The following is a 24,016-nucleotide window of genomic DNA, read 5'->3' as shown; positions in this document are numbered from 1 at the left end:
TCAAAATCACATATCTTAAAACGTTATTTTAAAATTTGTCTTTAAAACCATGTATCCATCTATTCATGCTAAATACTTGGGCACATTACTTTATAAAAGTTTGGCTTTAAAAACTATGTTCAAGAACATTTTTGAATTTCACTTCGACACTGTTAAAAAAAACTTCCAACTTGCGTTTTAAATTTTTTGTGATAACATATCTCTGTTAATTCTTATGTAAAATAAGTACGTAAAAATTTAATTTCCAAATTTATAATTGTTTTATTTTGAACAATATATGAACTTAGGTTATTAACAATTGTTAATAACAATAAAGCCCGTTTTGAAACTCAAAACGGGCTTATTTAATTTCTTTTTAGAAAGTTGATTAACGTCTTCTTTCTTTAATTCTTGCTTTTTTACCTGTTAAATCTCTAAAGTAGAAAATACGTGCTCTACGCACTCTACCATGTTTATTAACTTCAATTTTTTGAATTGCTGGTAAATTTACAGGAAAAATACGCTCAACTCCAACTGTTCCAGACATTTTTCTGATAGTGAATGTTTCAGAAGCACCTGTACCTCTTTTTTGAATTACAGTACCTCTAAAAAACTGAGTACGTTTTTTTTCACCTTCTTTAATTTCGTAGTATACAGTTATAGTATCTCCTGCTTGAAATTCAGGAAATTCGTTTTTTGTTACAAATTCGTCTTGTACAAATTTTACTAAATTTTCCATTGTTACTTTTTTAATGGGTTTTCCATAAATCAACATTCACGATTTTCGTCAGAGGTTGATTTTGAGTGTGCAAATTTAGTAAAAAAGTTTAGTCTTCCAACAAATCAGGTCTTATTTTTTTAGTATGTTCAAGCGCTTTTTCGTTACGCCACTCTTCAATTTTTGGAAAATTACCCGATAAAAGTATGTCTGGTACCTTTAAACCTTTGTATTCCGATGGTCTGGTGTATACAGGTGGTGATAGTAAATTGTCTTGAAATGAGTCGGTTAGGGCAGAGGTTTCATCACCTAAAACACCTGGAATTAATCTGATAATTGTGTCGCATAATACCGCTGCACCTAATTCTCCACCACTTAAAACAAAATCTCCAATCGAAATTTCTTTTGTAATAAATAAATCTCTAACTCGTTGATCTACACCTTTATAATGTCCACAAAGGATTATGATATTTTTAATTAAAGATAATGTATTGGCGGTTTGCTGATTTAAAGTTGGAGCATCAGGAGTCATATAAATAATTTCATCATATTCACGTTCCTGTTTTAATTTTGAAATGCATTTATCAATAGGTTCAACCATTAATACCATACCTGCGCCACCACCAAATTGGTAATCGTCAATTTTTCCATAATCGTTAATAGCATATTCTCTTAAATCGTGAAAATAAACTTCAACCAATTTTTTATCAATAGCACGTTTAATAATGGAATATTCAAACGGACTTTTAATTAATTCTGGAGAAACGGTAATAATATCAATTCGCATGTTGCAAAGATAAATCTTTTTTGAGTTATAAAGTTGGAAAAGGCGAAAGTTAAGATTTAGTATTAGTAGCTTTAATCATTCTATCTACATCAAAAAGATCTTTTTTTAATTCAATAGTATTAAATCCTTTCAATTTTAATAAATCTACAGTTTCTTTCCCTAAATATTGATTGATTTCAAAATACAAATTTCCGTTTTTTGTAAGATAAGACTTTGCTAAATCGGCAATTTTATCATAAAAAAGGAGAGGATTGTTATTTTCAACAAATAAAGCCAAATGTGGCTCATTAGCCAATACGTTTTGGTGCATTTTTTCTTTTTCTAATTCTCGTACGTAAGGAGGATTGCTAACGATAATATCAAAGGTGTATTGTAATTCTTCAATCTTTAAAATATCAGTTTCAATAAAATTGACACTCACTTTGTTAATTTTAGCATTTTTTTGAGCTATTTTAATAGCTTCCGAAGAAATATCAATAGCATAAACTTCAGCATTTGGTAAATTTTTAGCTAGCGAAATAGCAATACAACCGCTTCCTGTACCAATATCAAGGATATTGAGTTTTGAGTTTTGAGTTTTGAGTTTTGAGTTTTTGAGAACCCATTCAATCAATTCTTCAGTTTCAGGGCGTGGAATTAATACCTTATTATTTACCTTCAATTTTAAGCCGAAAAATTCAGTTTCACCTAAAATATATTGTATCGGGATTTCTTTTTTTAGTTTTGACAATGCTTCTTGAAAAAAATCAAATTCATTTTTGCTGAATTCTAAATTTGGTTGAAGTGCTAATTCAACACGAGATAAATTCAGCTTAAATTCTATCAATATATTAAAAAATGATTGAATTTCAGTTAGTGGATACAAATTAGAAAGCTCTGTAAAAAAATGTTTTTTATAGTTGTTAATCAGCATTATAAATCTTTAAGCATCCATAAATTGCAAGAATAATGTCCGGTATCGCCCATTGGAGCATCTAAATCTTTAAACCCTACTTTTCTGTATAATTTTCGAGCATCTTCCATATAAGGCAAGGTTTCTAAATAGCATTGTTTAAAACCAAATTCTTTTGCTTTTTGTAAGCATAAACTCATCATTTTATTTCCTAAACCTAAACCTCTTGCTTCTGGTAAAAAATACATTTTTTGAAGCTCACATACATTTCCTTCGTAATTTTCCAATTGAGCAATTCCGGCACCACCATAAATATTTCCTTTAGATTCAATTACATAGTAAACCGATTTGTTTTTATTATAAGCTTCATATAAAGTATCTAAAATCTTATCAGCATAAGCCGTTCCAACTTTAGGTACACCAAATTCTATCAAAACATCTCTAATGGTTTTTGCAATATGAGGATTATCTTCTGGTTTAATTTCTCGAATTCTAAAATTATTGAGAGTCATTTTAATATATTATTTTTGCGATGTGAATATACATGAAAAATACATAAAACGCTGTATTGAGTTGGCAAAAAATGGGTTAGGAAAAACCTATCCTAATCCAATGGTAGGAAGCGTTATTGTATTAAATAATGAAATTATTGGTGAAGGTTGGCATCAAAAAGCAGGAGAACCTCATGCGGAGGTAAATGCTATAAATTCAGTAAAAAATAAATCGTTATTAAAAGATTCTACAATATATGTGAGTTTGGAGCCTTGTTCTCATTGGGGAAAAACACCGCCGTGTGCTAATTTAATTGTAGAAAAAGGTATAAAAAATGTGGTTATTGGGACAATAGATTCCAATAGTTTAGTTAGTGGAAAAGGGATTGAGCACCTGAAAAAAAATGGTTGTAATGTAATTGTTGGTGTTTTGGAAAATGAATGTAATCAATTAAATAAGCGTTTTTTTACGTTTCATAATAAAAAGAGACCTTATATTATTTTGAAATGGGCTGAAACAGCTGATGGTTTTATTGATAAAATTAGAGGAGTTAATTCCAAAAATACACCTAATTGGATTTCAAATTCTTATTCGCAACAATTGGTACATAAATTACGTGCTGATGAACAAGCTGTTTTAGTAGGTGCAACAACAGCTTTAAATGACAATCCAGCTTTAAATGTGAGAAGTTGGTACGGTGAAAATCCTGTAAGAGTTGTTTTAGATAGAAATTTAAAAATTCCTTCAACCTATAATTTGTTCGATAAAAGTATAAAAACAATTATTTTAACGGATAAAGAAGCGGAGTCTGGTGAGAATCTGGTTTTTGAAAAAATTGATTTCACACAAAATGTTCCGGAACAAATTTGTAAGATTTTATATAAGTACGAATTACAATCGGTTATTATTGAAGGAGGTTTTCAAACCTTGCAAAGTTTTATTGATGAGAATTTATGGGATGAAGCCTTTGTTTTTGTTGGGAATGTTGAATTTAAACAAGGTTTAAAAGCTCCAAAAATTGAAAAAGAGCCTGTTGAAGTTAAAAAAGTTTTAATGGACACTTTAAGTATTTATAGGAATATTTAAATGGTGGCTGAGCGGAGTCGAAGCCAATTTTTTGATAAATGTTATTTTGACTTCGATCAATCCCCTAAATTAAAATTCTATTCTTTTTCAAACATCTCAATTTTAGTTTCTCCGTCTGATTTTTTATAGCCTCTAAACATACCTGTTGAGTTAAAATCCCAGTAGATATCACCATACTTATCAAGTAAAATCATACCTCCTTCGCCACCAAGTTTACCGATTTGATTAAAAATTACTTCATACAAAGCCTCGGTAGGATTCATTTTTTTATATTGTATTAAATTTGATACTTCGTGAGCGGCAACAGTTCTAATAAAATATTCGCCTGTTCCCGTACACGAAATGCCGCAAGTTAAATTGTTTGCGTACGTTCCGGCACCTATAATTGGTGAATCACCAATTCGTCCGTATTTTTTATTGGTCATACCACCGGTTGAGGTTCCGGCAGCAATATTTCCTTCTTTATCAATAGCAACCGCACCAACTGTTCCGTATTTATGGTCGTCAATTAATTCGTTTTTTATTAGAAATGCTGAGTGATCTAATTCAGTTTTCTCTTTTCCTTGAATCTTTTTTAATTGATCCAATCTTTTTTGGGTGAAAAAATAAGAACTGTCAACCATTTCAATACCAAATTTCTTCACCATAATTTCTGCTCCTTTTCCGGAAAGCATTACATGTTCAGAACTATCCATAACCACACGAGCTGCTAAAATTGGGTTTTTTATATGATTTACTCCTGCAACAGCTCCTGAATTTAATGTTTTACCATCCATAATAGAAGCGTCCATTTCCTGATTTCCTTTACTGTTATACACAGCACCTTTTCCGGCATTGAATAAAGGAGAATCTTCCATTACATTTATAGCTGCTTGTATAGCATCTAAAGAAATTCCTCCTTTTTCTAAAACTTCGTAACCCGCATTTAAAGCTTCTTGAAGTTTGTCGTTATATGCTTGTTGTTGTTCATCGGTAAAATATTCACGTTTGATTCCTCCAGCACCTCCGTGTATTACAATTGAAAATGAATTTGGTTCTCGCTGCGGTTCATTTTTGTCCGATGTTTTACAAGAAAAAGCTAAAAGAAGAATAAATAGTAAAAGGATTGTTTTTTTCATTATGAAGTATATTTTATATTTCAAATATATTCAATTTAAAAGAGAAAACTAAAAGATTTGAATTTTGATATATTTGCAACTTAAAGTTTATTCTAATTTTAGAAAAAGATACATATAAAACAATAGCTTCAATTAAAGGTGATGCACTTTTTAAAGATAAAGGAAGTAAATTTATTGGGTATGCATATCCTATAACTACTGAAGATGAAGTTAAAAATATACTTGACGATTTAAAAAAGCAGCATCATACAGCAAGACATTGGTGTTATGCTTGGCAGTTGGGTTTTGATACTATACGCTACAGAGCAAATGATGATGGTGAGCCTAACAATTCTGCAGGCCAACCAATTTACGGACAAATATTATCTAAAGAAATAACAAATGTGTTAGTTGTAGTAGTAAGGTATTTTGGAGGTATTAAATTAGGAGTAGGAGGTTTAATTAATGCTTATAAAACTACAGCAAAATTAATTTTGGATGAATGCGAAATTGTTGAAAAAACAATTGATGCTTATTTTAAATTAAACTTTGAGTATGTTGATATGAATAAAGTTATGAGAATTATTAAAGAAAATAATCTCGAAATTTTTGACCAAAATATGGATTTGAGTTGTGAATTTTTGATATCAGTTAGAAAGAAAAAATCATCTAAAATTAAAGATATATTTGAAAACATGTATGGAGTTAAAATTGAGGATGTTAAAAGATAATTTTATCCAATTTATTTAAAAGATAAGCAGGGGGTCTTGTAGGTTTGCTATTTTTCATGTTAACAAAAACTAAGGTTGTAGAAGCTGTAGTAATTAACTCGTTCTTTTCATTATATATCTCATATCCAAAATTTATTTTTGCAGACGGTTTTTGAAGTAATGTAGTTTTTAAGGTTAGTAAATCGTCGTATTTTGCTGGTTTTAAGTAATTTATATTTAGATTAATTACAGGTAACATAATACCTTGTTCTTCCATTTTTTTATAGGAAATGCCTATGTTTCTAAGCCATTCTATCCTGCCCATTTCTAAATATTGGGCATAATTTCCATGGTAGGCATAACTCATTTGATCAGTTTCGGCATATCGTATTCTAAATTGTATTAAATTTGTAATCATTGTTGATTTTATGTTGGCTTATGTTACGTAAAAAAAAAATAAAAATCAATAGTTATTTTATTTTTTTTTGAGGAAAAATATTCACATTTTTGTATAACCAAAAAATAACAGAGTTTACTCTGTGCTATCAACTAATTTAACTAAATAATACGATTTAATTAAGAATGACTAAAACTGCATCATCAGTTTGGAATGAGTGCCTGTCTTTTATTCAGGATAACATTAAGCAGCAAGCGTATAAAACTTGGTTTGAGCCAATTAAACCAATCAAATTATCTGGTGAAGCACTTACAATTCAGGTACCAAGTAAATTTTTTTACGAATGGCTTGAAGAACATTATATAAAATTGTTAAGAGTTGCTTTGGTTAAGCAACTAGGTGAAGATGCGAAACTAATATATGATGTTAGAATGGAAAATAATTACAGTAGTAGCAACCCGCATACTGTAAAAATTCCAAGTTCTAACAGAAATCCAATAACATCTCAAGGAGTTACGGTACCGGTAGATATTAATAAAAGAGAGCTTAAAAATCCTTTTATAATACCTGGTATTCAAAAAGTTAAAATAGAATCACAGTTAAATCCGAATTATAATTTTCAAAGTTTTGTTGAAGGAGATTCTAACAGATTAGCTCGTTCGGCCGGTATGGCAGTTGCCAATAAACCGGGAGGCACTTCATTTAATCCGTTATTAGTATATGGTGGTGTTGGTTTAGGTAAAACTCATATTGCACATGCTATTGGTGTTGAAATTAAAGATAAATATCCTGATAAAACAGTTCTGTATATATCATCCGAAAAATTTACACAACAATATATAGATTCAGTAAAAAGTAATTCAAGAAATGATTTTATTCATTTTTATCAGATGATTGATGTGTTAATTATTGATGATGTGCAATTTTTATCCGGGAAAACAGGAACGCAGGATGTGTTTTTCCATATTTTTAATCATTTACACCAAAACGGAAAACAAGTAATTTTAACTTCAGACAAAGCTCCTGTTGATATGCAGGATATTGAACAACGTTTATTGTCTAGGTTTAAGTGGGGATTATCTGCTGAGTTACAAGCACCTGATTATGAAACCAGAGTTTCCATTTTACAAAATAAATTATATCGAGATGGTGTTGAGATGCCTTACGAAATTGTGGAGTATATTGCTAAAAATATAAAATCTAATGTTCGTGAGTTGGAAGGTGTTTTAATTTCAATGATAGCTCAAGCATCATTTAACAGAAAAGAGTTTACGTTAGCTTTAGCAAAACAGATTGTAGATAAGTTTGTGAAAAACACAAAACGAGAGGTTTCTATAGATTATATTCAAAAAATTGTTTCAAATTATTTTGAATTAGATGTGGCAACACTTCAATCTAAAACTCGAAAACGTCATATTGTTCAAGCTCGTCAATTAGCAATGTATTTTGCAAAAAGAATGACAAAAGCTTCCTTGGCCAGTATTGGTTCTCAAATAGGAAAAAGAGATCATGCTACTGTACTTCATGCATGTAAAACAGTTGATAATTTAACTGAAACAGACAAGCAATTTAGAAAGTATGTAGATGATTTGACAAAAAAACTTACCTTTTAATAAAAAAGAATGGTTAAAGTATTAATGGTTTGCCTTGGTAATATTTGCCGATCACCATTAGCAGAAGGAATTTTAAAATCTAAAGTTTTTAGATTTAAGATTGATGTAGATTCTGCTGGTACAGGCGCGTATCATGTTGGAGAACAGCCGGATAGGCGTTCGATAGCTGTTGCTAAAGCAAATGGGATAGATATTTCGACACAAAAAGCCAGAAAATTTAAAGTAAAGGATTTTGATAAGTTTGATTATATTTATGTAATGGATAATTCTAATTATAGAGATGTAATGGCTTTAGCCAGAAATGATAAAGATAAATCTAAAGTGAAGCTTATTTTAAATGAGGTTTTTCCTAATGAAAATTTAGATGTTCCCGATCCTTATTATGGTGGGGAATTTGGTTTTAAAAATGTTTATAATATGTTAGATGAAGCATGTGATGTTATTGCAAAAAAACTAAATCCGGATGTCTAGTTTAAAAGGTAAATTATATTTGATACCAACTACTTTGGGTGATACAGAGCCATTGGAAGTACTGCCATATTCAGTAAAAAAGATTATTGAGCAATTAGATTATTTTATTGTAGAGAATGAAAAAACTGCTCGAAGATTTATTAAAAGAATTACTCCAAAAAAATCGCAGCCATCATTAAAAATATTTAAAATTGATAAGTATGCTGATGAATTAGAGGTTAGAACTTATCTGGATGTATGTTTACATGGTATTTCGGTAGGATTGCTTTCTGAAGCTGGTGTGCCTGCAATAGCCGATCCGGGAGCGGAAATTGTTAAAATGGCTCATGTAAAAGGGATTGAAGTTGTTCCTTTGGTTGGACCTTCTTCTATTATTTTAGCAATGATGGCATCAGGATTTAATGGTCAAAATTTTGCATTTAATGGCTACTTACCAATAGATTCTGCAGATCGAAAATCTGCCATAAAAAACTTAGAAAAACTTTCTAAAGAAAAAGGTCAATCTCAAATTTTTATTGAAACACCTTATAGAAATGAGAAGATGTTTAACGATTTAAAAAGCACTTTAACGCCTACAACTAAGCTTTGTATTGCATGTAATATTACATTACAATCAGAATTTATTAAAACTTTAGAAATTAAAGATTGGAAAAACGAGCATCCCGACCTACATAAAAAACCGACAATATTTATAATTCATAAAGAATAAAAAAAAGGCTTAAACAAAAATTTTAAGCCTTTTTTATTAACCAAACTAATTCAAATTATATTACAGGTTTTTTAGATGCTTCAATAAATGAAGTATCATAACCGGAAAATGTTTTTATATATTGTTGTACAGAAGCACCGTAAGCATCTTGAAATCTATATTTACCACTACTTCTTAGGTATTTTTTTACATTTCCTGCTCCGGCTAAGTGAGCTGCTGCTAATATTCCGGATTCAGTAATTTCTATACCATTGATTTTTCTGCCAACATTTCTTTTTATATCTTTTCTTAAAATCCATTTATTTAATGAACATAAGGCTAAAAAAGCTTCTTCTTGTAATTCAGGATTATTTAAAAAGTCTTGAGTATTGTGTATTTTAAATCTTTTCAGTGTAGATTTTCCAAATTGATATTTTCCTAAATAGCCAAGTGAATTAACTATATGATATTTACCTTGTGATTCTTTAAATGCAAGAGCTTCTCTAAAACCGTTAAAAGATTTGCCTACAAAAGGAATGTTATAAGTTTGCGAAAAACTCTCTTCTTCTGTTGGAACAAAACTAATTGTTTTACTGTAATTTAATTTATAGTTTGCGTTTGTAGTTTTATTTTTAGTGAAACTAGAAATAAATATTACTAAAACAGATAAACTTATAAAAACTATTATTTTTTTCATAATTTATAGGGTTTTTACCTATTAAATTTCGGGGGGCAAAATTAATAATAATTATTGAATTAGCAATTATTAATCTATTTATTTTTATTTTTTATAAAATATTTAACAAAAATGGAATTATTAAAAATATTTTTTAATTTATTAGTTATTGCTTTAGGGATAAAATTGAAGTAGATGTAAATTACTTTTGAAAAGTTTATTAAATTTTATTTTTGTTTATAGTGGGAAAAACTTTACGGTGTAAAAATAGCATCTATTTAAATATAAAAATTTAAAAATAGATATATGATATAAGAAAATATGCAAATGGAATATTTTTATAAATAAATTGCATTTTTCAAAACAAATAGCTAACTAATTTAAAAACAGATATATACTGCTTTAAAGTTGTTGGATTCTATCTATTTACCCCTTGTTTATTTATCCATTGTTGGTACTTTGCAGCATTTCTATTATGCTGAGCCAAAGTTCTTGCAAATTCGTGTTTACCAATGTTTGTAACGCTGGCACACATATAGTAATAATTATGATTTTCAGGATTTAAAACTGCATCTATAGAAGAAATATCGGGCATTGCTATTGGGCCTGGAGGGAGTCCAATATTTTTATAAGTATTATAAGGAGAGTTTATTTCTAAATCTTTTGTTAATACTCTTTTAATTACTGTATTATTTCCAAGTTCCTTTTTTAGAGCAAATATAATTGTTGGGTCGGCTTGTAAAGGCCAATTATCTTTCAATCGGTTTAAGTACAATTTTGCAACCAAAGGTCTTTCGCTTACAGTTGAAGTTTCTTTTTGAACTATTGAAGCTAAAATAATAACTTCATCTTCACTTAAATTTAACTTTTTTGCTTTTTCTAAACGCGTTGGATTCCAAAATTTCGTGTATTCATTTAGCATTTTATTTCTAAATACTTCAGCAGATGTATTCCAATAAAATTCGTAAGTATTTGGAATGTACATTCCTAAGGCATTATTTTTAGTAAATCCGTTTTGTTGAATAAAAGAACTATCGGTAAAAGAATTTAGAAGAGAAATTGAATCGGCTTCAATTTGTTCTGCAATTCTACCTGCTAATTTTTCAAAAGTATCTTGATTGTTAAAAGAGAGTTTAACGATAGTTTGTTTGCCACTTCTAAGTAAATTGACTAAAGTGTTGTTATTTATTCCTTTTGAAATCTTGTATTTTCCTGGCTTTATGGTATTTGGATAATTTTTCTTTTTTGCAACCCAATTGAAAGAATTTTCATTTTTTAAAAATGGACTTACTAATGAAAGTACTTCATTGAAATCAGCATTAGTTGGTATGTATAAAAAGCCATTTTTAGTTGTATTCGGTTTGTAAATTTTACTGTATAAATTATAACTAAAAATTCCTCCAATTAAAATTATAATTAAAGGAATAAATAAAATTGATTTTTTAATTTTCATTCTTTGGTTTTATTAACTGGAACAAAATTTCGTCTTTGTATGTAGAATTTGAGTAAATCCAATCTTTTTTAATGCCAACTCTTTTAAATTTAAATTTTTCAAATAATGAAATACTTTTAACATTATCGGAAGTAATGTTGACATAAATTTGATGAATATTTAAATATGTGAAAGCATATTCTACTACTAGCTCAATTGCTTCAGTTCCGTAGCCAAATCCCCTGTATTTAGGTAGTAATAATATTCCTAAACCTACTCTGTGGTGTTGTGGATTAAAGTCGAAAAGATCAATCATACCAACAGGATTATTTTTAATGTCACAAATTACAAATCGGTATTGTTTAGCTTCATAAATATCTTGATGAGAGTTTTCAATATATTTTTTTAAAATATACCTTGAAAAAGGAGTTTGTGTACTGCTTATTTCCCAAAAAGTTTTATCATTTTCAGTAGAAAATAAAAAATCTAAATCTTCCGGTTCTAAAGCTCTTAAACTTATATTTTTACCTAATAAAACTGCCATTAAATTCTTATATTTCCTTCAAAAACAAATTGAGCAGGACCTTTTAGAAAAACATTCGTATATGTATTGTCTTCTTTTTTGAAAGAGACTTCTAATGTACCTCCTAAAACTTCAATTTGGATGTTTTGATTTGTAGTTTTTTTTGTCTTACTGGCTGCAATTGCAACTGCTGTAACTCCTGTACCACATGCTAAGGTTTCGTTTTCAACGCCTCGTTCGTAAGTACGTACTTTAAATGAATTCTCTGATGTTTGTTCAACAAAATTAACATTTGTACCATTTTCAAAATAAGGGGCTCCATAACGTATTTTTGCTCCTAATTCTTTCACATTAATAGATGCAACATCATCACAAAAACGAATATGATGAGGAGATCCGGTATTTAAAAATGAAAAATCATTAGTAACTTCAATATTGCTAACATCTATCATTTTTAGATTTACTTGTTCATTTTCAATAGTTGCATAGTGCAATCCGTCAACAGCATCAAAAGTTGTTTTTGTATTTATTATGTTTAACTGTTTCGCAAAAGCTACTATACATCTTCCACCATTACCACACATACTTCCTTCTTTACCATCAGCATTAAAATAAATCATTTTAAAATCGTAGGTATTAGAAGGTTCCAATAAAATCAACCCATCAGCACCAATTCCAAATTTTCTGTCACATAATTTATTAATTAGGGTTTCATTATTTTTAGGAAAAAATAACTCCCTGTTATCAATCATGATAAAATCGTTTCCTGTGCCTTGATATTTAAAAAAATGTAAGTTCATCACTGCAAATGTAATAAATTAGGTGTAGTTTTTAATATTTAAAAATAGGTATAATTTTGTATTGTTAAAATCAGTTAAATGATAGTTAATAAACAGTTAAACCTGTTTTATGGTGATTAATAATAGTATAATTTTGAGTGTTGAATTTAAAAATAATAAGCAATGAAAAAAATAGTAAGTATTATATTGTTTTCAGCTATTGGAGGAGCTCTAACCTTAGGAGCTTATAAATTATTTATTGAAAAACCACAAGTTGTTATTGAAAAAGCAGTTGAGTCGAAGCCTGCTGTTGTGTCTGCTAACTATACTAATGGAGTAGTGCCATCAATTGAAAACACAGATTTTACTGTTGCTGCAGAAAAAACGTTGAACTCGGTTGTTCACGTAAAAAATAGGATGTATAAAACAATTATAGATCCTTTTGCAGAATTTTTCTATGGTCAGGGAAGTGGCACAAAACAATATTCCCAAATTGGAACGGGAAGTGGTGTTATTATTTCTTCGGACGGATATATTATTACAAATAATCATGTTGTAAATAATGCTACTGACATTGAAATTACATTGAATAACAAAAAAGAATATAAAGCGAAAGTTATTGGTATTGATGCAACTAATGATATTGCTTTACTAAAAATTGAAGCTACAGATTTACCTTATATTACTTTTGGAGATTCAAATAGTTTAAAGGTTGGAGAATGGGTGTTGGCTGTTGGTAATCCATATAATTTAACGTCAACTGTAACAGCAGGTATTGTTAGTGCAAAAGGAAGAGATTTAGAAGGTAATGGAGGTGTTGTAGATTCATTTATTCAAACCGATGCTGCTGTAAATCCTGGAAATAGTGGAGGCGCTTTAGTAAATATTAGAGGAGAACTGGTAGGTATTAATACTGCAATATCATCGAGTACAGGGTCGTTTGTTGGATATTCTTTTGCAGTACCTTCTAATATTGCCAAAAAGGTTATTGAAGATTTGATGGAGTTTGGTAATGTTCAAAAAGCGATTATTGGTGTAAAAGGAGGTGAGTTAAATAGTCAAGTTGCGGATACTTTAAATATTGATTATACAGAAGGATTTTATATTTCTGAAGTTACTGAAGGCTCCGGAGCACAAAAAGCAGGGTTAAAAGAAAAAGATATTATTACAAAAGCTGATGGTATAAAAATATCAACGTATGCAGATTTAGAAGGTTTTTTAAGAACTAAACGTCCTAATGATGTAATTAAATTAACGTTTATAAGAGATGGAAATTTGAAGAATGCAAATGTTACTTTATCTAAAAATGAGATTACAAAAGTATCTGCTTTAGGTTTAGAACTTAAAAATTTAGAAGCAAACGAGCTTAAAAAACTTAAAATATCCAATGGTGTTAAAATAATTGGGATTTCAAATAAGGATCTTTTAAATTATAATGTAAAAAAAGGATATATAATTACTGAAATTGATGGAGAAAAAATAAATACTGTTGATGATGTTGTGAGTAAATTAGAGCGTAAATCGAGAGGTGCAGCAATCCGTATTGTAATGTTAAATTTGGATGGTCAAGCTGAAAGATATATAATGAGATAAAAAAATTTAAATAAACTGTATAAAAAAAGCCTTTCAATTTGAAAGGCTTTTTTTATATTTCATACTAAATAATTTTTTTGATAACTCTTAATTTGTGTGTATGTCTTTGAGTATCAATGTTAAAAATACCACTATGGTCAATTCTGTCAATTCTAACTTTACCATGTGCATGAATAATATAATTATCGTTCATAATTATTCCAACATGAGTAATAATTCCTTCATTATTATCAAAAAAAGCCAAATCTCCGGGTTCACTTTCTTCAATAAAACTTAAAACTTCTCCTTGAGTTGCTTGTTGCGAAGCATCACGTAGTAATTTATAACCACAAAGTTTGTATACCATTTGAGTTAATCCGGAACAATCAATGCCAAAAGGGGTTTTTCCTCCCCATAAATAAGGTGTATTTAAAAATTTAAATGCAATTTCAACAATAGATTCTTTAGGTAGTTTTTTATTAAAAACTTGTCCGTCGTAATGGTAATTAGTAGTGCTTATTTTTAAATTCTGATTGTTGTAAAAAGGAAAACTTGAACCAATTGGAATTGTAGAGAAATTTTGTTTTTCATCGGTAGCAAAATCAATTATTTCAGCAGCTAAAACGGTATTGCAGTTTTCAATATTACTATAGTCTTCTTCATGTATTACCTCAAATTGTTTGTTATCAACCCAACCTTCATAATTATCAAAAGCAACACGAATTTTACTCCATTTTTTTCTTATTTCCAATATTTTAAAATGTTCACCAAATAATAATTGTGAAACCATTTCACTTTTATCGGTTGGCTCAATTCTAATAGGAACTATACTTAAATTACAAATACCGTAGTGCATACAATTAATTTACATCCGTTCAATTACTATAGCACTTGCACCACCACCACCGTTGCAAATACCTGCAGCACCATATTTTGCGTTATTTTGTTCTAAAATTGAAGTAAGGGCTATAACAATACGAGCACCAGACATGCCTAATGGATGACCTAAAGAAACAGCGCCACCATTAACATTTACTTTGTTAGGATCTAATCCTAAAATTTTAATATTGGCTAAACCTACAACTGAAAAAGCTTCATTCAATTCAAAATAATCAATTTCATTTTGTGTAATACCGGCTTTTGCTAAGGCTTTAGGTAAGGCTTTTGCAGGAGCTGTTGTAAACCATTTTGGTTCTTGAGCAGCATCGGCATATCCTTTTATTTTTGCAATTGGTTTTAGATTTAATTCTTTCGCTTTTTCTAAACTCATTAAAATTAAAGCAGCGGCTCCATCGTTTAAAGTTGAAGCATTTGCAGCAGTTACTGTTCCATCTTTATTAAAAACCGGACGTAAAGTTGGAATTTTATCCATTAGTACATTTTTGTATTCTTCATCTTCAGAAAAAATGATAGGATCTCCTTTTCTTTGAGGAATTTCAACCGAAACAACTTCATTTGCAAATTTTCCGCTTTCCCAAGCTTTTGCAGATTTTTTATAAGATTCAATAGCAAAATTATCTTGATCTTCTCTGCTAAAGTTATATTCACTCGCACATAAATCACCACAAGTTCCCATATGTTGTTGGTCGTAAACATCAGTTAAACCATCAACTAAAAGTCCATCTTCAACTTTTAAAGCACCAAGTTTTGTTGCTTTTCTTCCGGCTATATAATGTGGTATATTACTCATACTTTCCATACCACCTGCAACAACTATTTCTGCATCACCACATTTAATAGCTTGCGCAGCAAACATAATAGCTTTCATCCCCGATGAACATACTTTGTTTATGGTAGTACAAGGAACTGTATTTGGAATTCCGGCAAAAATAGATGCTTGACGTGTTGGCGCCTGACCCAAGCCGGCAGAAACAACATTACCCATAAAAACTTCATCTACTAATGTTGGATCTAAATTTATTTTTTCTAAAGCACCTTTTATAGCAACTGCTCCCAGTTTTGGGGCTGAAATAGTAGCTAAGCTACCTAAAAAACTTCCAATTGGAGTTCTGGCTACCGATACAATTACAACTTCTTTCATGTAATAAAAATAAAATATTTAATTGCGAATTTAGGCATTTTTGAGCAATCTTTTTGTTTTTGAATTGTAGTTTATTATTTGTAATAAATATTACTTTTATATGACGGATTTTTTATAATTTGTATGAAATATTCAAAATCAGTTATTTATGATGAAGGAAGAAGCATACAAAAAACATTATGTTGCTATAATTGGAGGTTCAATTTCTGGGTCTGAAGCTGCTGGTTTATTGGCCCAAAATGGTTTTAGAGTTGTTGTTTTTGATATGAATAAATTGCCTTATGGAAAAATTGAAGACGGATTACCAAATTGGCATATTAATTTAAGAAATAGGCAAATTGATGAGATTGATAAAAAGTTGGATCATCCAAATATAAGATTTGTGCCAAACACTAAAATTGGAAAAGATATTGAGTTTTTAGATTTGATTCATAATTGGGGATTTTCTGCTGTAATAATTGCAAATGGTGCTTGGTGCGATAGAAAACTGCCTATACCCAATATTGAAAAGTTTGTAGATAAAGATCTGATTTATCAAAATTCTTTCATTAATTGGTTCAATCACAAACATGAGTACGACTATAATGGTAAAAATTACTTTATAAAAAACAACTCTGTAGTTATAGGTGGTGGTTTGGCATCATTAGATGTTGTAAAAATTATAATGATAGAGTTAGTTAAAAAACAACTATTTATAAAAAAAGGTATTGATATAGATTTATTTACTTTAGAAAAAAAAGGTATACATGAAATTTTAGAAGAGCTTAATTTAACTTTGAAAGATTTAAACATAGGAAAAGCTAAGCTTGTGTATAGGCGTACTGCCAAAGAGATGCCTTTAAAATCGCCAAAAGATGAAACAAAAGAAAGTGTTGAAACGGCTAAAATTGTTTCAGAGAAATTATTAAATAAGTACGTTGAAAAATATTTATTTGAATTTATTCCGTTGAGTATTCCTGTTGATTTTATTGAACAAAATACTAAGTTAAAAGGAGTTGTTTTTCAAAAAGTGGAGTTAGATAACGGAAAAATTAAACCTGTTGAAAATAGTTTGTTTACAATAAAAACAGAGATGTTAATTTCATCAATAGGAAGCATACCCGAAAGAATAGATGGTTTATATTATGATTCTTCAACTTTAAAAATGCAAGATAATGAAGAATATCATGTTTACGGATTTAGAAATGTATTTGCAATTGGAAACGCTGTAACAGGTAGAGGTAACATTCAGGAATCGAAACAACATGGAAAAGAAATGACTGAAAAAATTATTGATAAACACCTAACTGAAGATGAGTTTGAAAAATGGCTTTTGAACCTTAATAATCAAATAAAAAGTAATGTTAATAAGCAAATAACTAGTATTGTAGATGAAATTTCTCAACTTGAAATTCAGCCCGAATCAATTATAAATGGAATTATAGAAAAAACAGATCAAATCCATAAAAAAATAAGATATACAAGTTATTCTGAGTGGACTAAAAAACACACACCAGTTAGATTAGAGGATTTCACTAAAAATAAAGAGCATACCAAATGCATATAAGATAATTATTGTTATTTTTGAATTGCAAACTTTTACTTAGTGAAAAAAATCATAAATAAATTACTTGTAAACCATTCCTTAATATATAAACTGTTTTTATATATAGCTACCATAATTTTAGTAGTTTATTTATTTCCAAAAGGAGGTCAGTTCAAATACGAATTTCAAAAAGGAAAACCTTGGCAATACGAAAACTATTACGCTCCATTCGATTTTGCTATTCAAAAAACAACTGAAGAAATTGATGCCGAAGTAAAGCAGATTAAAGAAACTTCAAAATACTATTTTGAATATGATGAAAAAGTAGTTTTAGACGTAAAACAAAATATTGATGAAAAAGTAAAAGAGATTTTACAAAATTCAGAATTGTCAGATGCTTATAAAACTAAAATAAAATCTAAAGTAAGCGAAATTGTAAATACGATTTATGAGTTTGGGTATTTAAAAAACTCAGATGAACAAAAAGCAGACAAACAATTAATTACTTTAAGAAGAGGAAATAAAATACAAGAAATACAGCCAAATAAGCTATTTAGATCTGCTCAAATATTAAGTTTTATAAATTCTAAAATTGGTAAACAGCCAATAACCGAAGAAGAAAATGTAATTATAAGCATACTTTATGATGCATTAAAACCAAATGTAAGTTTTGATGAAAGTTTTACAGAAAAGGTATTAGAAGAAAATTTAAGTAAAATATCTTATACAAAAGGATTGGTTTCAGAAAAAGAAAGAATTATTTTTAAAGGAGATATTGTTGAAGGAAATAAACTAACCATTTTAAATTCATTAAAAAGTGAGTTCGAATCTCAAGTTTGGAGTAAATCAAATTACAACTGGATTGTTTTTGGTTATACTATTTTAGTAGCTTTAGCTTTTTTAATGCTTTTCTTATTTTTAAGAAAATACAGGCTTGATATTTATGAAAATAACAATAAAGTTTCTTTTATATTTTTTAATATAATTTTAATAGTTTTAATGATAACTTTTATTGTTAAATATGATGCAAAATACGTTTATATTGCACCAATTGTAATATTACCTTTAGTATTAAAAGCTTTTTTTGATGCAAGATTGGGCTTATTTACACATGTATTAACAGTATTAATTTTAGGTTTTATAGTTCCAAACAGTTTTGAATTTATCTTTTTGCAAATTATAGCAGGAATAGTTACCATTTTAACTATTTCTGAATTATACAAAAGAGCAAACCTGTTTATTTCTGTTTTACAAATAACCTTTGTTTATTTTATAGCCTATTTTGCCTTTTCAATTATACAAGAAGGAAATGCACAAAATCTAAATTGGGAAAAATACATTTATTTTGCACTAAACGGTGCAGCCACTTTATTTGTGCTACCTTTAATTTATGTTTTTGAAAAACTTTTCGGATTGGTGTCCGACGAATCGTTAAAAGAACTATCAAATACCAATTCTAAATTATTGCGTGATTTGGCTGAAAAAGCCCCGGGAACTTTTCAACATTCATTACAAGTTGCTAATTTAGCTGAAGCAGCTGCAAATGAGATACATGCAAATTCAATGCTTGTTCGTACAGGAGCATTGTATCATGATATAGGTAAAATGGATAATCCAATGTATTTTACTGAAAATCAATCTACTAATGTAAATCCGCACGATGAGCTCACACCAAAAGATAGTGCACAAATTATAATCAATCATATAATTAAAGGTGTTGAGTTAGCTAAAAAAAATCATATTCCGGACAGGATAATTGACTTTATTAGAACACACCATGGTACCACATTGGTTTATTATTTTTATAAAAAAGAAGAAGAGTTAAGCGGAGGAGATGTTGATTTAAATTATTTTCAATATCCCGGACCAATACCGTTTTCAAAAGAAACAGCAATATTAATGATGTGTGATGCTTTAGAAGCAGCTTCAAAAAGTATTAAAGAGCCTACAGCACAAGCTTTTGATGATTTGGTTGAAAGAATTGTAAACAAGCAAATGGAAGATGGGCAGTTTATGAATGCCGATATAACTTTTAAAGAATTGCAAATTATTAAAAAGGTGCTAAAGAAGAAGTTAAAGAACATTTACCATTTAAGAATTGAATATCCTGAATAAGGACTATACTGTTTTATTTAAAAAAAGTAAAAAAATGTTGTGTAAATGCATTTCTAATGTTACATTTGCACTCGCAAAAATAAGTTCATAAACAAACTTTTTAGGAGAGGTGCCGGAGTGGTAACGGAGCAGATTGCTAATCTGTCGACGGGTAACTGTCGCCAGGGTTCGAGTCCCTGTCTCTCCGCTTATTTTTTCGGGGTGTAGCGTAGCCCGGTTATCGCGCCTGCTTTGGGAGCAGGAGGTCGCAGGTTCGAATCCTGCCACCCCGACTGAAATTAATGGTCGCGTAGCTCAGCTGGATAGAGCATCTGCCTTCTAAGCAGATGGTCACAGGTTCGAATCCTGTCGCGATCACAAAAAGCTTTACTAATTTAGTAAGGCTTTTTGTTTTTATAAAAACAGTTGTTCATCTTCATTATTTGCTGTTAAATCATTCAAAATTAAGATGTTAATTTTTTAGATAAATAGATTTTAAGCGATTTAATTCTTTTTTAGTATTATTAGGTTTTAATTAAACTAAAGTTTATAAATTATTTATATTTACATATATTTAAAACATACTGCTTTTTAAGTATATAAAAAAGGAGTATTTAAAGCTAGTAAATAAAAAGATAACATTTTAAAGTATTGAAAAATAAAACAGATTTTAAAAAATTAAATGCTTCAGAATCGCTTTTAAATGAAGTGAATTTAATTGTTTTATCGTGTGATATAAAAGGTAATATTACATATATTTCTCCTGCTACGGAAAAGATTATTGGGTATAAACCGGAGAGTCTTTTAGGTGAAGGATGGTGGGATTTAACTTTTTTTTCTATAGATGATAAGGGTTTATTTAAAAATAATATTCTAAATATTGTTACAGGAAAAACTGAGGTTAATCCAAAACCTTATGATAGAAAATTACTTTGTAAAGATGGAAGCCTTAAATGGATTGAGTGGAGAGATTCAATAACAGTTGATAAAACCTATATTTCGGTTGGAGTTGATATTACCGAGTGGAAAAAAACAGAAGAAATTAAAATTCAATCTGACACTATACTTGAAAATGTAGAATCTATTGTGCTTGTTAGTGATATTGATGGAAAAGTTTTATATGCTTCACCATCTGTTGAGAAAATGATAGGATATTCTAAGGATGAAATAATGGGAGATAAATGGTGGAAAGTAACATATAGCAGTCCTTACGACGCATCCAGAGTTAAAGAAGCCATCTATAAGTATGTCTTTTTAAATGAAAAAGGATTTGTTGATATTTTTAAGCAAAAAATTAAAACTACAAATGGAAATTATAAATGGATTGAATGGCAAATATCAAAAGGTGTAAACGAAACTTATATTTCAATAGGAACTGATATTACTAATAGAATTTTAACAGATATTGAACTACAAAAAGCCAAAGAATCAGCAGAAGAATCATTAAAAGTTAAGAATGAATTTTTGGCAAATATGAGCCATGAAATTAGAACACCTCTTAACGCTGTTATTGGTTTTACCGATTTACTTTTAGAAACCGGATTAACTTCTGAGCAAAAGCAATATGTAGAAACAATGAGAAATTCTGGAGAAATTCTTCTTTCTCTTATAAATAATGTGCTGGACCTTTCAAAACTGGAATCCAGCAAATTAGAAGTTGAAAATATTCCATTTAATTTGCATAATCGTTTACATGAAGTAGTGAGTTTAATGAAAATTAAAGCAAAAGAAAAGAATATTTCTTTAGATTTAATTATAGAACCTGAAACTCCAGATCAAGTAATAAGCGATCCAACTAAAATAGGTCAAATACTATTAAATTTAATAGGGAATGCAGTTAAATTTACTAATGAAGGTTCTGTAACAGTCACTGTAAAGCAACTCAATCAAAATCTTGATATTTCAACTATTTATTTTGAAATTAAAGATACTGGTATTGGTATTGTTTCAAATAAAATTAATACTGTTTTTGGGGCTTTTACCCAAGCAAAAAGTGATACTTCCAGAATTTATGGAGGAACTGGTTTAGGGCTTACTATTGTAAAAAAGTTGGTTAATTTATTAAAAGGAGAAATTAAAGTTTCCAGTATATTTGGAGAAGGCAGTGTGTTTAAATTAACATTACCTTTAAAATTAGGTAAGGAAAATCAAATTCCTAGTTTAAATTTTGAACAAGAAAATTCAATTGAGCAGTCACTTGGATTAAATGTTTTGTTGGTTGAAGACAATAAAACCAACCAGTTATTAGCTAAAACCAGGTTGGAAAGGTGGGATTGTAAAGTTGATATAGCAAACAACGGGATAGAAGGTGTTAAAATGACCCAGAAAAAAATGTATGACATCATTTTAATGGATGTTCAAATGCCTGTTATGGATGGTTATGAGGCAACCAAAATTATTAAGAACGATATTTCTGAAAAAGTATCTAAAATTCCGGTAATTGCAATGACGGCATATACGTCAAGTACCGATATTAAAAGAGTATTGAATGTAGGTATGAACGACTATATTTTTAAACCTTTTAAACCGGTTGAACTATATTCCATCCTAAAAAAGTATGGAAATAATACTGCAGTAATTGAGGAAGAATATAAAAAAAATGAAGAGAAAAATGATATTAATAAAATAACAAAATTTATTGATCTTCATTTTTTAAGAAAAGAAACGTTAAATGAAACTTCTATATTGAAATTATTAATTGAACTGTTTATAAAAGATATTAATGAATATTTAAAAACTTTAGATGAGGATTTTAAAACAAAAAATTGGAAAAAATTATTTGAGGCAACACATAAAATTAAACCAAGCATAAGTATGTTTGGTATTTCTAAATTAGAGCCAACGATTCATTTATTAGATAACAGATTTAGAAATGAAACACAATTAGAAGATATTGAAACGCATATTAATTTATGTAAAGAAATATTAAGTAAGGTTAAAAAAGAACTATCAGCAGAATTAAAATCAATAAGTGATGACTAAGAAAAAAATAGTTTTAGCAGAGGATAATTCCACACTATCACTTTTATTGAAGTTTAAGTTGGAAAAAGAAGGTTATCAGCTTTTTATTGCCAAAGATGGCAAAGAAGCAATTGAACTTATTGAAGCTAACGAACCTCAGTTAATTTTAACTGATATAATGATGCCATTTATAAGTGGTTTAGAAGTTATTAGTCACGTTAGAAATAAATTAAATTTAGAAATACCGATAGTTGTATTTTCAGCAGCCGGACAAGAGGAAATGGTGCTTAAGGCATTTAATTTGGGAGCTAACGATTTTATGGGTAAACCATTTAGTCCCAATGAACTGTTAATACGTGTTAAAAGATTATTAGGATAAAATTAATGAGTTATTTACAAGATGTTTTTGAGTATTTCGATCAACTGCCACTTTTAATCCAAATTGTATGGAGTGTTGGGTTTGTTTTATTTCAAATTATTCTAGTACTTATAATTTACTTAAAAATTTTAAGAACTTATTTGAGAAGAAACGAAGAAACAGTTGAAAAATTTCAAAGCGAATACGAACACCTTTTAATAAATTATTTATATACGGATTCTGATAGTGAAAGTTCTGAACAAAAGGAAATTATAAATAGATTAAAAGTTTGTGTTAATAATAAATTTAAAAGAGACATAGTAGTATCAATTTTACTAAAACTTAGAAATGAAATTTCAGGTGAAATGGTTGATGCAATTCAAAAATTATATATTGATTCTGGTTTGGTAAAATATGCATTAATTAAACTTAAAAGTAAAAATTGGTATATTGTAGCCAAAGGAATTAGAGAGCTGACTCAATTTAAGATTAAAGAAGCACATGATGAGGTTGTAATACATTTAGATCATCCAAAGCCTGAAGTTAGTAAAGAAGCACAATTATATTTAATTAGTTTATTTCATTTTGAAGAACTTGAATATTTAAAAAATGTAAAAAGTCAACTGTCAGAATGGGATCAAATACAACTGCTGGAGGTATTGCAAAAGTTTGATAATCAAGAGTTGCCAGATATAACTCCTTTGTTAATGTCTGAAAATGAATCGGTTGTGAGTTTTGCATTGAAATTGACGAAGATCTATAATTTATATGATATGAAAGATGAGTTAATGATATTGTTAACTCATGAATCGAAAGAAATAAGAGTTCAAGTAATAGAAATATTAAATCATTTATATATTATAGACGCAAAAAGTGTTTTAAAAACTAATTTTAAAAATTCTAGTGAAGATGAGCAAATAGCATTTATAAATATGTTGAATAATACTTTTGAAGTTGAGGATGAACCCTTTTTATTAGAGAATTTACATCATACAAATTTCGATATTAAACTATCAGTATTAAAAATTTTAAAAATCATAAATATTGATAAGTTTAAAAGCTTAAAACAAAAACTAACCCAACCGGAATTTAATCAAATGATTGAATTCGTAGAAAATAATTAAT

Annotated in this window: 23 protein-coding genes and 3 tRNA genes; 14 read left to right on the top strand and 12 right to left on the bottom strand. The window is 28.9% G+C overall.

Features of this window, described 5'->3' with window-relative positions:
• Positions 1-367: 367 nt before the first annotated feature.
• From rplS to HGB55_RS00620, 4 genes are all read right to left on the bottom strand, one after another.
• Positions 368-718, bottom strand: coding sequence for a 50S ribosomal protein L19 (rplS, locus tag HGB55_RS00635; RefSeq protein WP_168813622.1), 351 nt, complete (start codon positions 716-718; stop codon positions 368-370).
• An 88-nt stretch (positions 719-806) separates the two neighbouring features.
• Entirely contained in the window at positions 807-1,484 is a 678-nt protein-coding gene (gene trmD / locus HGB55_RS00630) for a tRNA (guanosine(37)-N1)-methyltransferase TrmD (RefSeq protein ID WP_168813620.1), read from the bottom strand.
• A 49-nt stretch (positions 1,485-1,533) separates the two neighbouring features.
• Positions 1,534-2,397 carry a peptide chain release factor N(5)-glutamine methyltransferase gene (prmC, locus tag HGB55_RS00625; protein WP_168813618.1) on the bottom strand — a complete coding sequence of 288 codons (864 nt, stop codon included), beginning with the start codon at positions 2,395-2,397 and terminating at the stop codon, positions 1,534-1,536.
• Positions 2,397-2,888 carry a GNAT family N-acetyltransferase gene (locus HGB55_RS00620; RefSeq protein ID WP_168813616.1) on the bottom strand — a complete coding sequence of 164 codons (492 nt, stop codon included), beginning with the start codon at positions 2,886-2,888 and terminating at the stop codon, positions 2,397-2,399. Before HGB55_RS00620 ends, prmC begins: the two co-directional genes overlap by 1 nt.
• Before the next feature lie 22 nt (positions 2,889-2,910).
• Here HGB55_RS00620 and ribD point away from each other — a divergent pair, with 22 nt between their 5' ends.
• Positions 2,911-3,954: a bifunctional diaminohydroxyphosphoribosylaminopyrimidine deaminase/5-amino-6-(5-phosphoribosylamino)uracil reductase RibD gene (gene ribD / locus HGB55_RS00615; RefSeq protein WP_168813975.1), complete on the top strand. Its 1,044-nt coding sequence runs from the start codon at positions 2,911-2,913 to the stop codon at positions 3,952-3,954.
• A gap of 77 nt (positions 3,955-4,031) precedes the next feature.
• Here ribD and HGB55_RS00610 read toward each other — a convergent pair whose 3' ends face one another.
• The gene (locus HGB55_RS00610) at positions 4,032-5,072 is read right to left on the bottom strand and encodes an isoaspartyl peptidase/L-asparaginase family protein (RefSeq protein ID WP_168813614.1); all 1,041 of its coding nucleotides are present in this window, start codon (positions 5,070-5,072) and stop codon (positions 4,032-4,034) included.
• A gap of 71 nt (positions 5,073-5,143) precedes the next feature.
• On the opposite strand from HGB55_RS00610, the gene HGB55_RS00605 reads away from it, so the two are divergent.
• A complete protein-coding gene (locus tag HGB55_RS00605) occupies positions 5,144-5,782 on the top strand; it encodes a YigZ family protein (RefSeq protein ID WP_371807789.1) in 639 nt (212 codons plus the stop codon).
• Here HGB55_RS00605 and HGB55_RS00600 read toward each other — a convergent pair.
• On the bottom strand, positions 5,772-6,179 hold the full coding sequence (locus HGB55_RS00600) for a thioesterase family protein (protein WP_168813612.1): 408 nt from the start codon (positions 6,177-6,179) through the stop codon (positions 5,772-5,774). The genes HGB55_RS00605 and HGB55_RS00600 overlap by 11 nt on opposite strands.
• A 164-nt stretch (positions 6,180-6,343) precedes the next feature.
• On the opposite strand from HGB55_RS00600, the gene dnaA reads away from it, so the two are divergent.
• The 3 genes from dnaA to HGB55_RS00585 are packed head-to-tail and all read left to right on the top strand — an operon-like array spanning position 6,344 to position 8,951.
• On the top strand, positions 6,344-7,771 hold the full coding sequence (gene dnaA / locus HGB55_RS00595) for a chromosomal replication initiator protein DnaA (RefSeq protein ID WP_168813610.1): 1,428 nt from the start codon (positions 6,344-6,346) through the stop codon (positions 7,769-7,771).
• Between the two features lie 9 nt (positions 7,772-7,780).
• Positions 7,781-8,242 carry a low molecular weight protein-tyrosine-phosphatase gene (locus tag HGB55_RS00590; RefSeq protein ID WP_168813608.1) on the top strand — a complete coding sequence of 154 codons (462 nt, stop codon included), beginning with the start codon at positions 7,781-7,783 and terminating at the stop codon, positions 8,240-8,242.
• The gene (locus HGB55_RS00585; RefSeq protein ID WP_168813606.1) at positions 8,235-8,951 is read left to right on the top strand and encodes an SAM-dependent methyltransferase; all 717 of its coding nucleotides are present in this window, start codon (positions 8,235-8,237) and stop codon (positions 8,949-8,951) included. Before HGB55_RS00590 ends, HGB55_RS00585 begins: the two co-directional genes overlap by 8 nt.
• 55 nt (positions 8,952-9,006) lie before the next feature.
• Here HGB55_RS00585 and HGB55_RS00580 read toward each other — a convergent pair whose 3' ends face one another.
• The 4 genes from HGB55_RS00580 to dapF all read right to left on the bottom strand — a co-directional run bounded on the left by HGB55_RS00580 (position 9,007) and on the right by dapF (position 12,361).
• Positions 9,007-9,627, bottom strand: coding sequence for a peptidoglycan-binding protein LysM (locus HGB55_RS00580; protein WP_168813604.1), 621 nt, complete (start codon positions 9,625-9,627; stop codon positions 9,007-9,009).
• A gap of 397 nt (positions 9,628-10,024) precedes the next feature.
• Positions 10,025-11,059: an endolytic transglycosylase MltG gene (gene mltG, locus HGB55_RS00575; protein ID WP_168813603.1), complete on the bottom strand. Its 1,035-nt coding sequence runs from the start codon at positions 11,057-11,059 to the stop codon at positions 10,025-10,027.
• Complete coding sequence (locus HGB55_RS00570; RefSeq protein ID WP_168813602.1) at positions 11,049-11,582, bottom strand: GNAT family N-acetyltransferase; 534 nt, start codon at positions 11,580-11,582, stop codon at positions 11,049-11,051. Before HGB55_RS00570 ends, mltG begins: the two co-directional genes overlap by 11 nt.
• Positions 11,582-12,361, bottom strand: a complete 780-nt coding sequence (gene dapF / locus HGB55_RS00565) for a diaminopimelate epimerase (RefSeq protein ID WP_168813601.1) — start codon at positions 12,359-12,361, stop codon at positions 11,582-11,584. The genes HGB55_RS00570 and dapF overlap by 1 nt, the downstream gene beginning before the upstream one ends.
• A 162-nt stretch (positions 12,362-12,523) precedes the next feature.
• Here dapF and HGB55_RS00560 point away from each other — a divergent pair, with 162 nt between their 5' ends.
• Positions 12,524-13,933, top strand: coding sequence for a trypsin-like peptidase domain-containing protein (locus HGB55_RS00560; protein WP_168813600.1), 1,410 nt, complete (start codon positions 12,524-12,526; stop codon positions 13,931-13,933).
• Between the two features lie 64 nt (positions 13,934-13,997).
• Here the strand turns inward: HGB55_RS00560 and HGB55_RS00555 are convergent, their stop codons facing one another.
• On the bottom strand, positions 13,998-14,768 hold the full coding sequence (locus HGB55_RS00555; protein ID WP_168813599.1) for a C40 family peptidase: 771 nt from the start codon (positions 14,766-14,768) through the stop codon (positions 13,998-14,000).
• Positions 14,769-14,777: 9 nt separating this feature from the next.
• Positions 14,778-15,953: an acetyl-CoA C-acyltransferase gene (locus HGB55_RS00550; protein ID WP_168813598.1), complete on the bottom strand. Its 1,176-nt coding sequence runs from the start codon at positions 15,951-15,953 to the stop codon at positions 14,778-14,780.
• Between the two features lie 148 nt (positions 15,954-16,101).
• On the opposite strand from HGB55_RS00550, the gene HGB55_RS00545 reads away from it, so the two are divergent.
• The 8 genes from HGB55_RS00545 (at position 16,102) to HGB55_RS00510 (ending at position 24,015) form a co-directional block, all read left to right on the top strand.
• Positions 16,102-17,499, top strand: a complete 1,398-nt coding sequence (locus HGB55_RS00545; RefSeq protein WP_168813597.1) for a hypothetical protein — start codon at positions 16,102-16,104, stop codon at positions 17,497-17,499.
• Positions 17,500-17,538: 39 nt separating this feature from the next.
• Positions 17,539-19,593, top strand: a complete 2,055-nt coding sequence (locus tag HGB55_RS00540) for an HDIG domain-containing metalloprotein (protein WP_168813596.1) — start codon at positions 17,539-17,541, stop codon at positions 19,591-19,593.
• A 103-nt stretch (positions 19,594-19,696) separates the two neighbouring features.
• Positions 19,697-19,780 (top strand) — tRNA-Ser (locus HGB55_RS00535).
• A gap of 10 nt (positions 19,781-19,790) precedes the next feature.
• Positions 19,791-19,865, top strand: a tRNA-Pro gene (locus HGB55_RS00530).
• An 11-nt stretch (positions 19,866-19,876) separates the two neighbouring features.
• Positions 19,877-19,950 (top strand) — tRNA-Arg (locus HGB55_RS00525).
• Positions 19,951-20,223: 273 nt separating this feature from the next.
• A complete protein-coding gene (locus HGB55_RS00520) occupies positions 20,224-22,554 on the top strand; it encodes a PAS domain-containing hybrid sensor histidine kinase/response regulator (RefSeq protein ID WP_168813595.1) in 2,331 nt (776 codons plus the stop codon).
• On the top strand, positions 22,547-22,912 hold the full coding sequence (locus HGB55_RS00515) for a response regulator transcription factor (RefSeq protein ID WP_168813593.1): 366 nt from the start codon (positions 22,547-22,549) through the stop codon (positions 22,910-22,912). Before HGB55_RS00520 ends, HGB55_RS00515 begins: the two co-directional genes overlap by 8 nt.
• Positions 22,913-22,917: 5 nt before the next feature.
• Complete coding sequence (locus tag HGB55_RS00510) at positions 22,918-24,015, top strand: hypothetical protein (RefSeq protein WP_168813591.1); 1,098 nt, start codon at positions 22,918-22,920, stop codon at positions 24,013-24,015.
• Position 24,016 lies beyond the last annotated feature (1 nt).

Source organism: Lutibacter sp. B1 (genome assembly GCF_012524075.1).
In the GTDB taxonomy this organism is placed as follows: domain Bacteria; phylum Bacteroidota; class Bacteroidia; order Flavobacteriales; family Flavobacteriaceae; genus Lutibacter.
The sequence above is the reverse complement of the archived record's forward strand: the minus strand, read 5'-3'. Positions and strand labels throughout refer to the sequence as shown.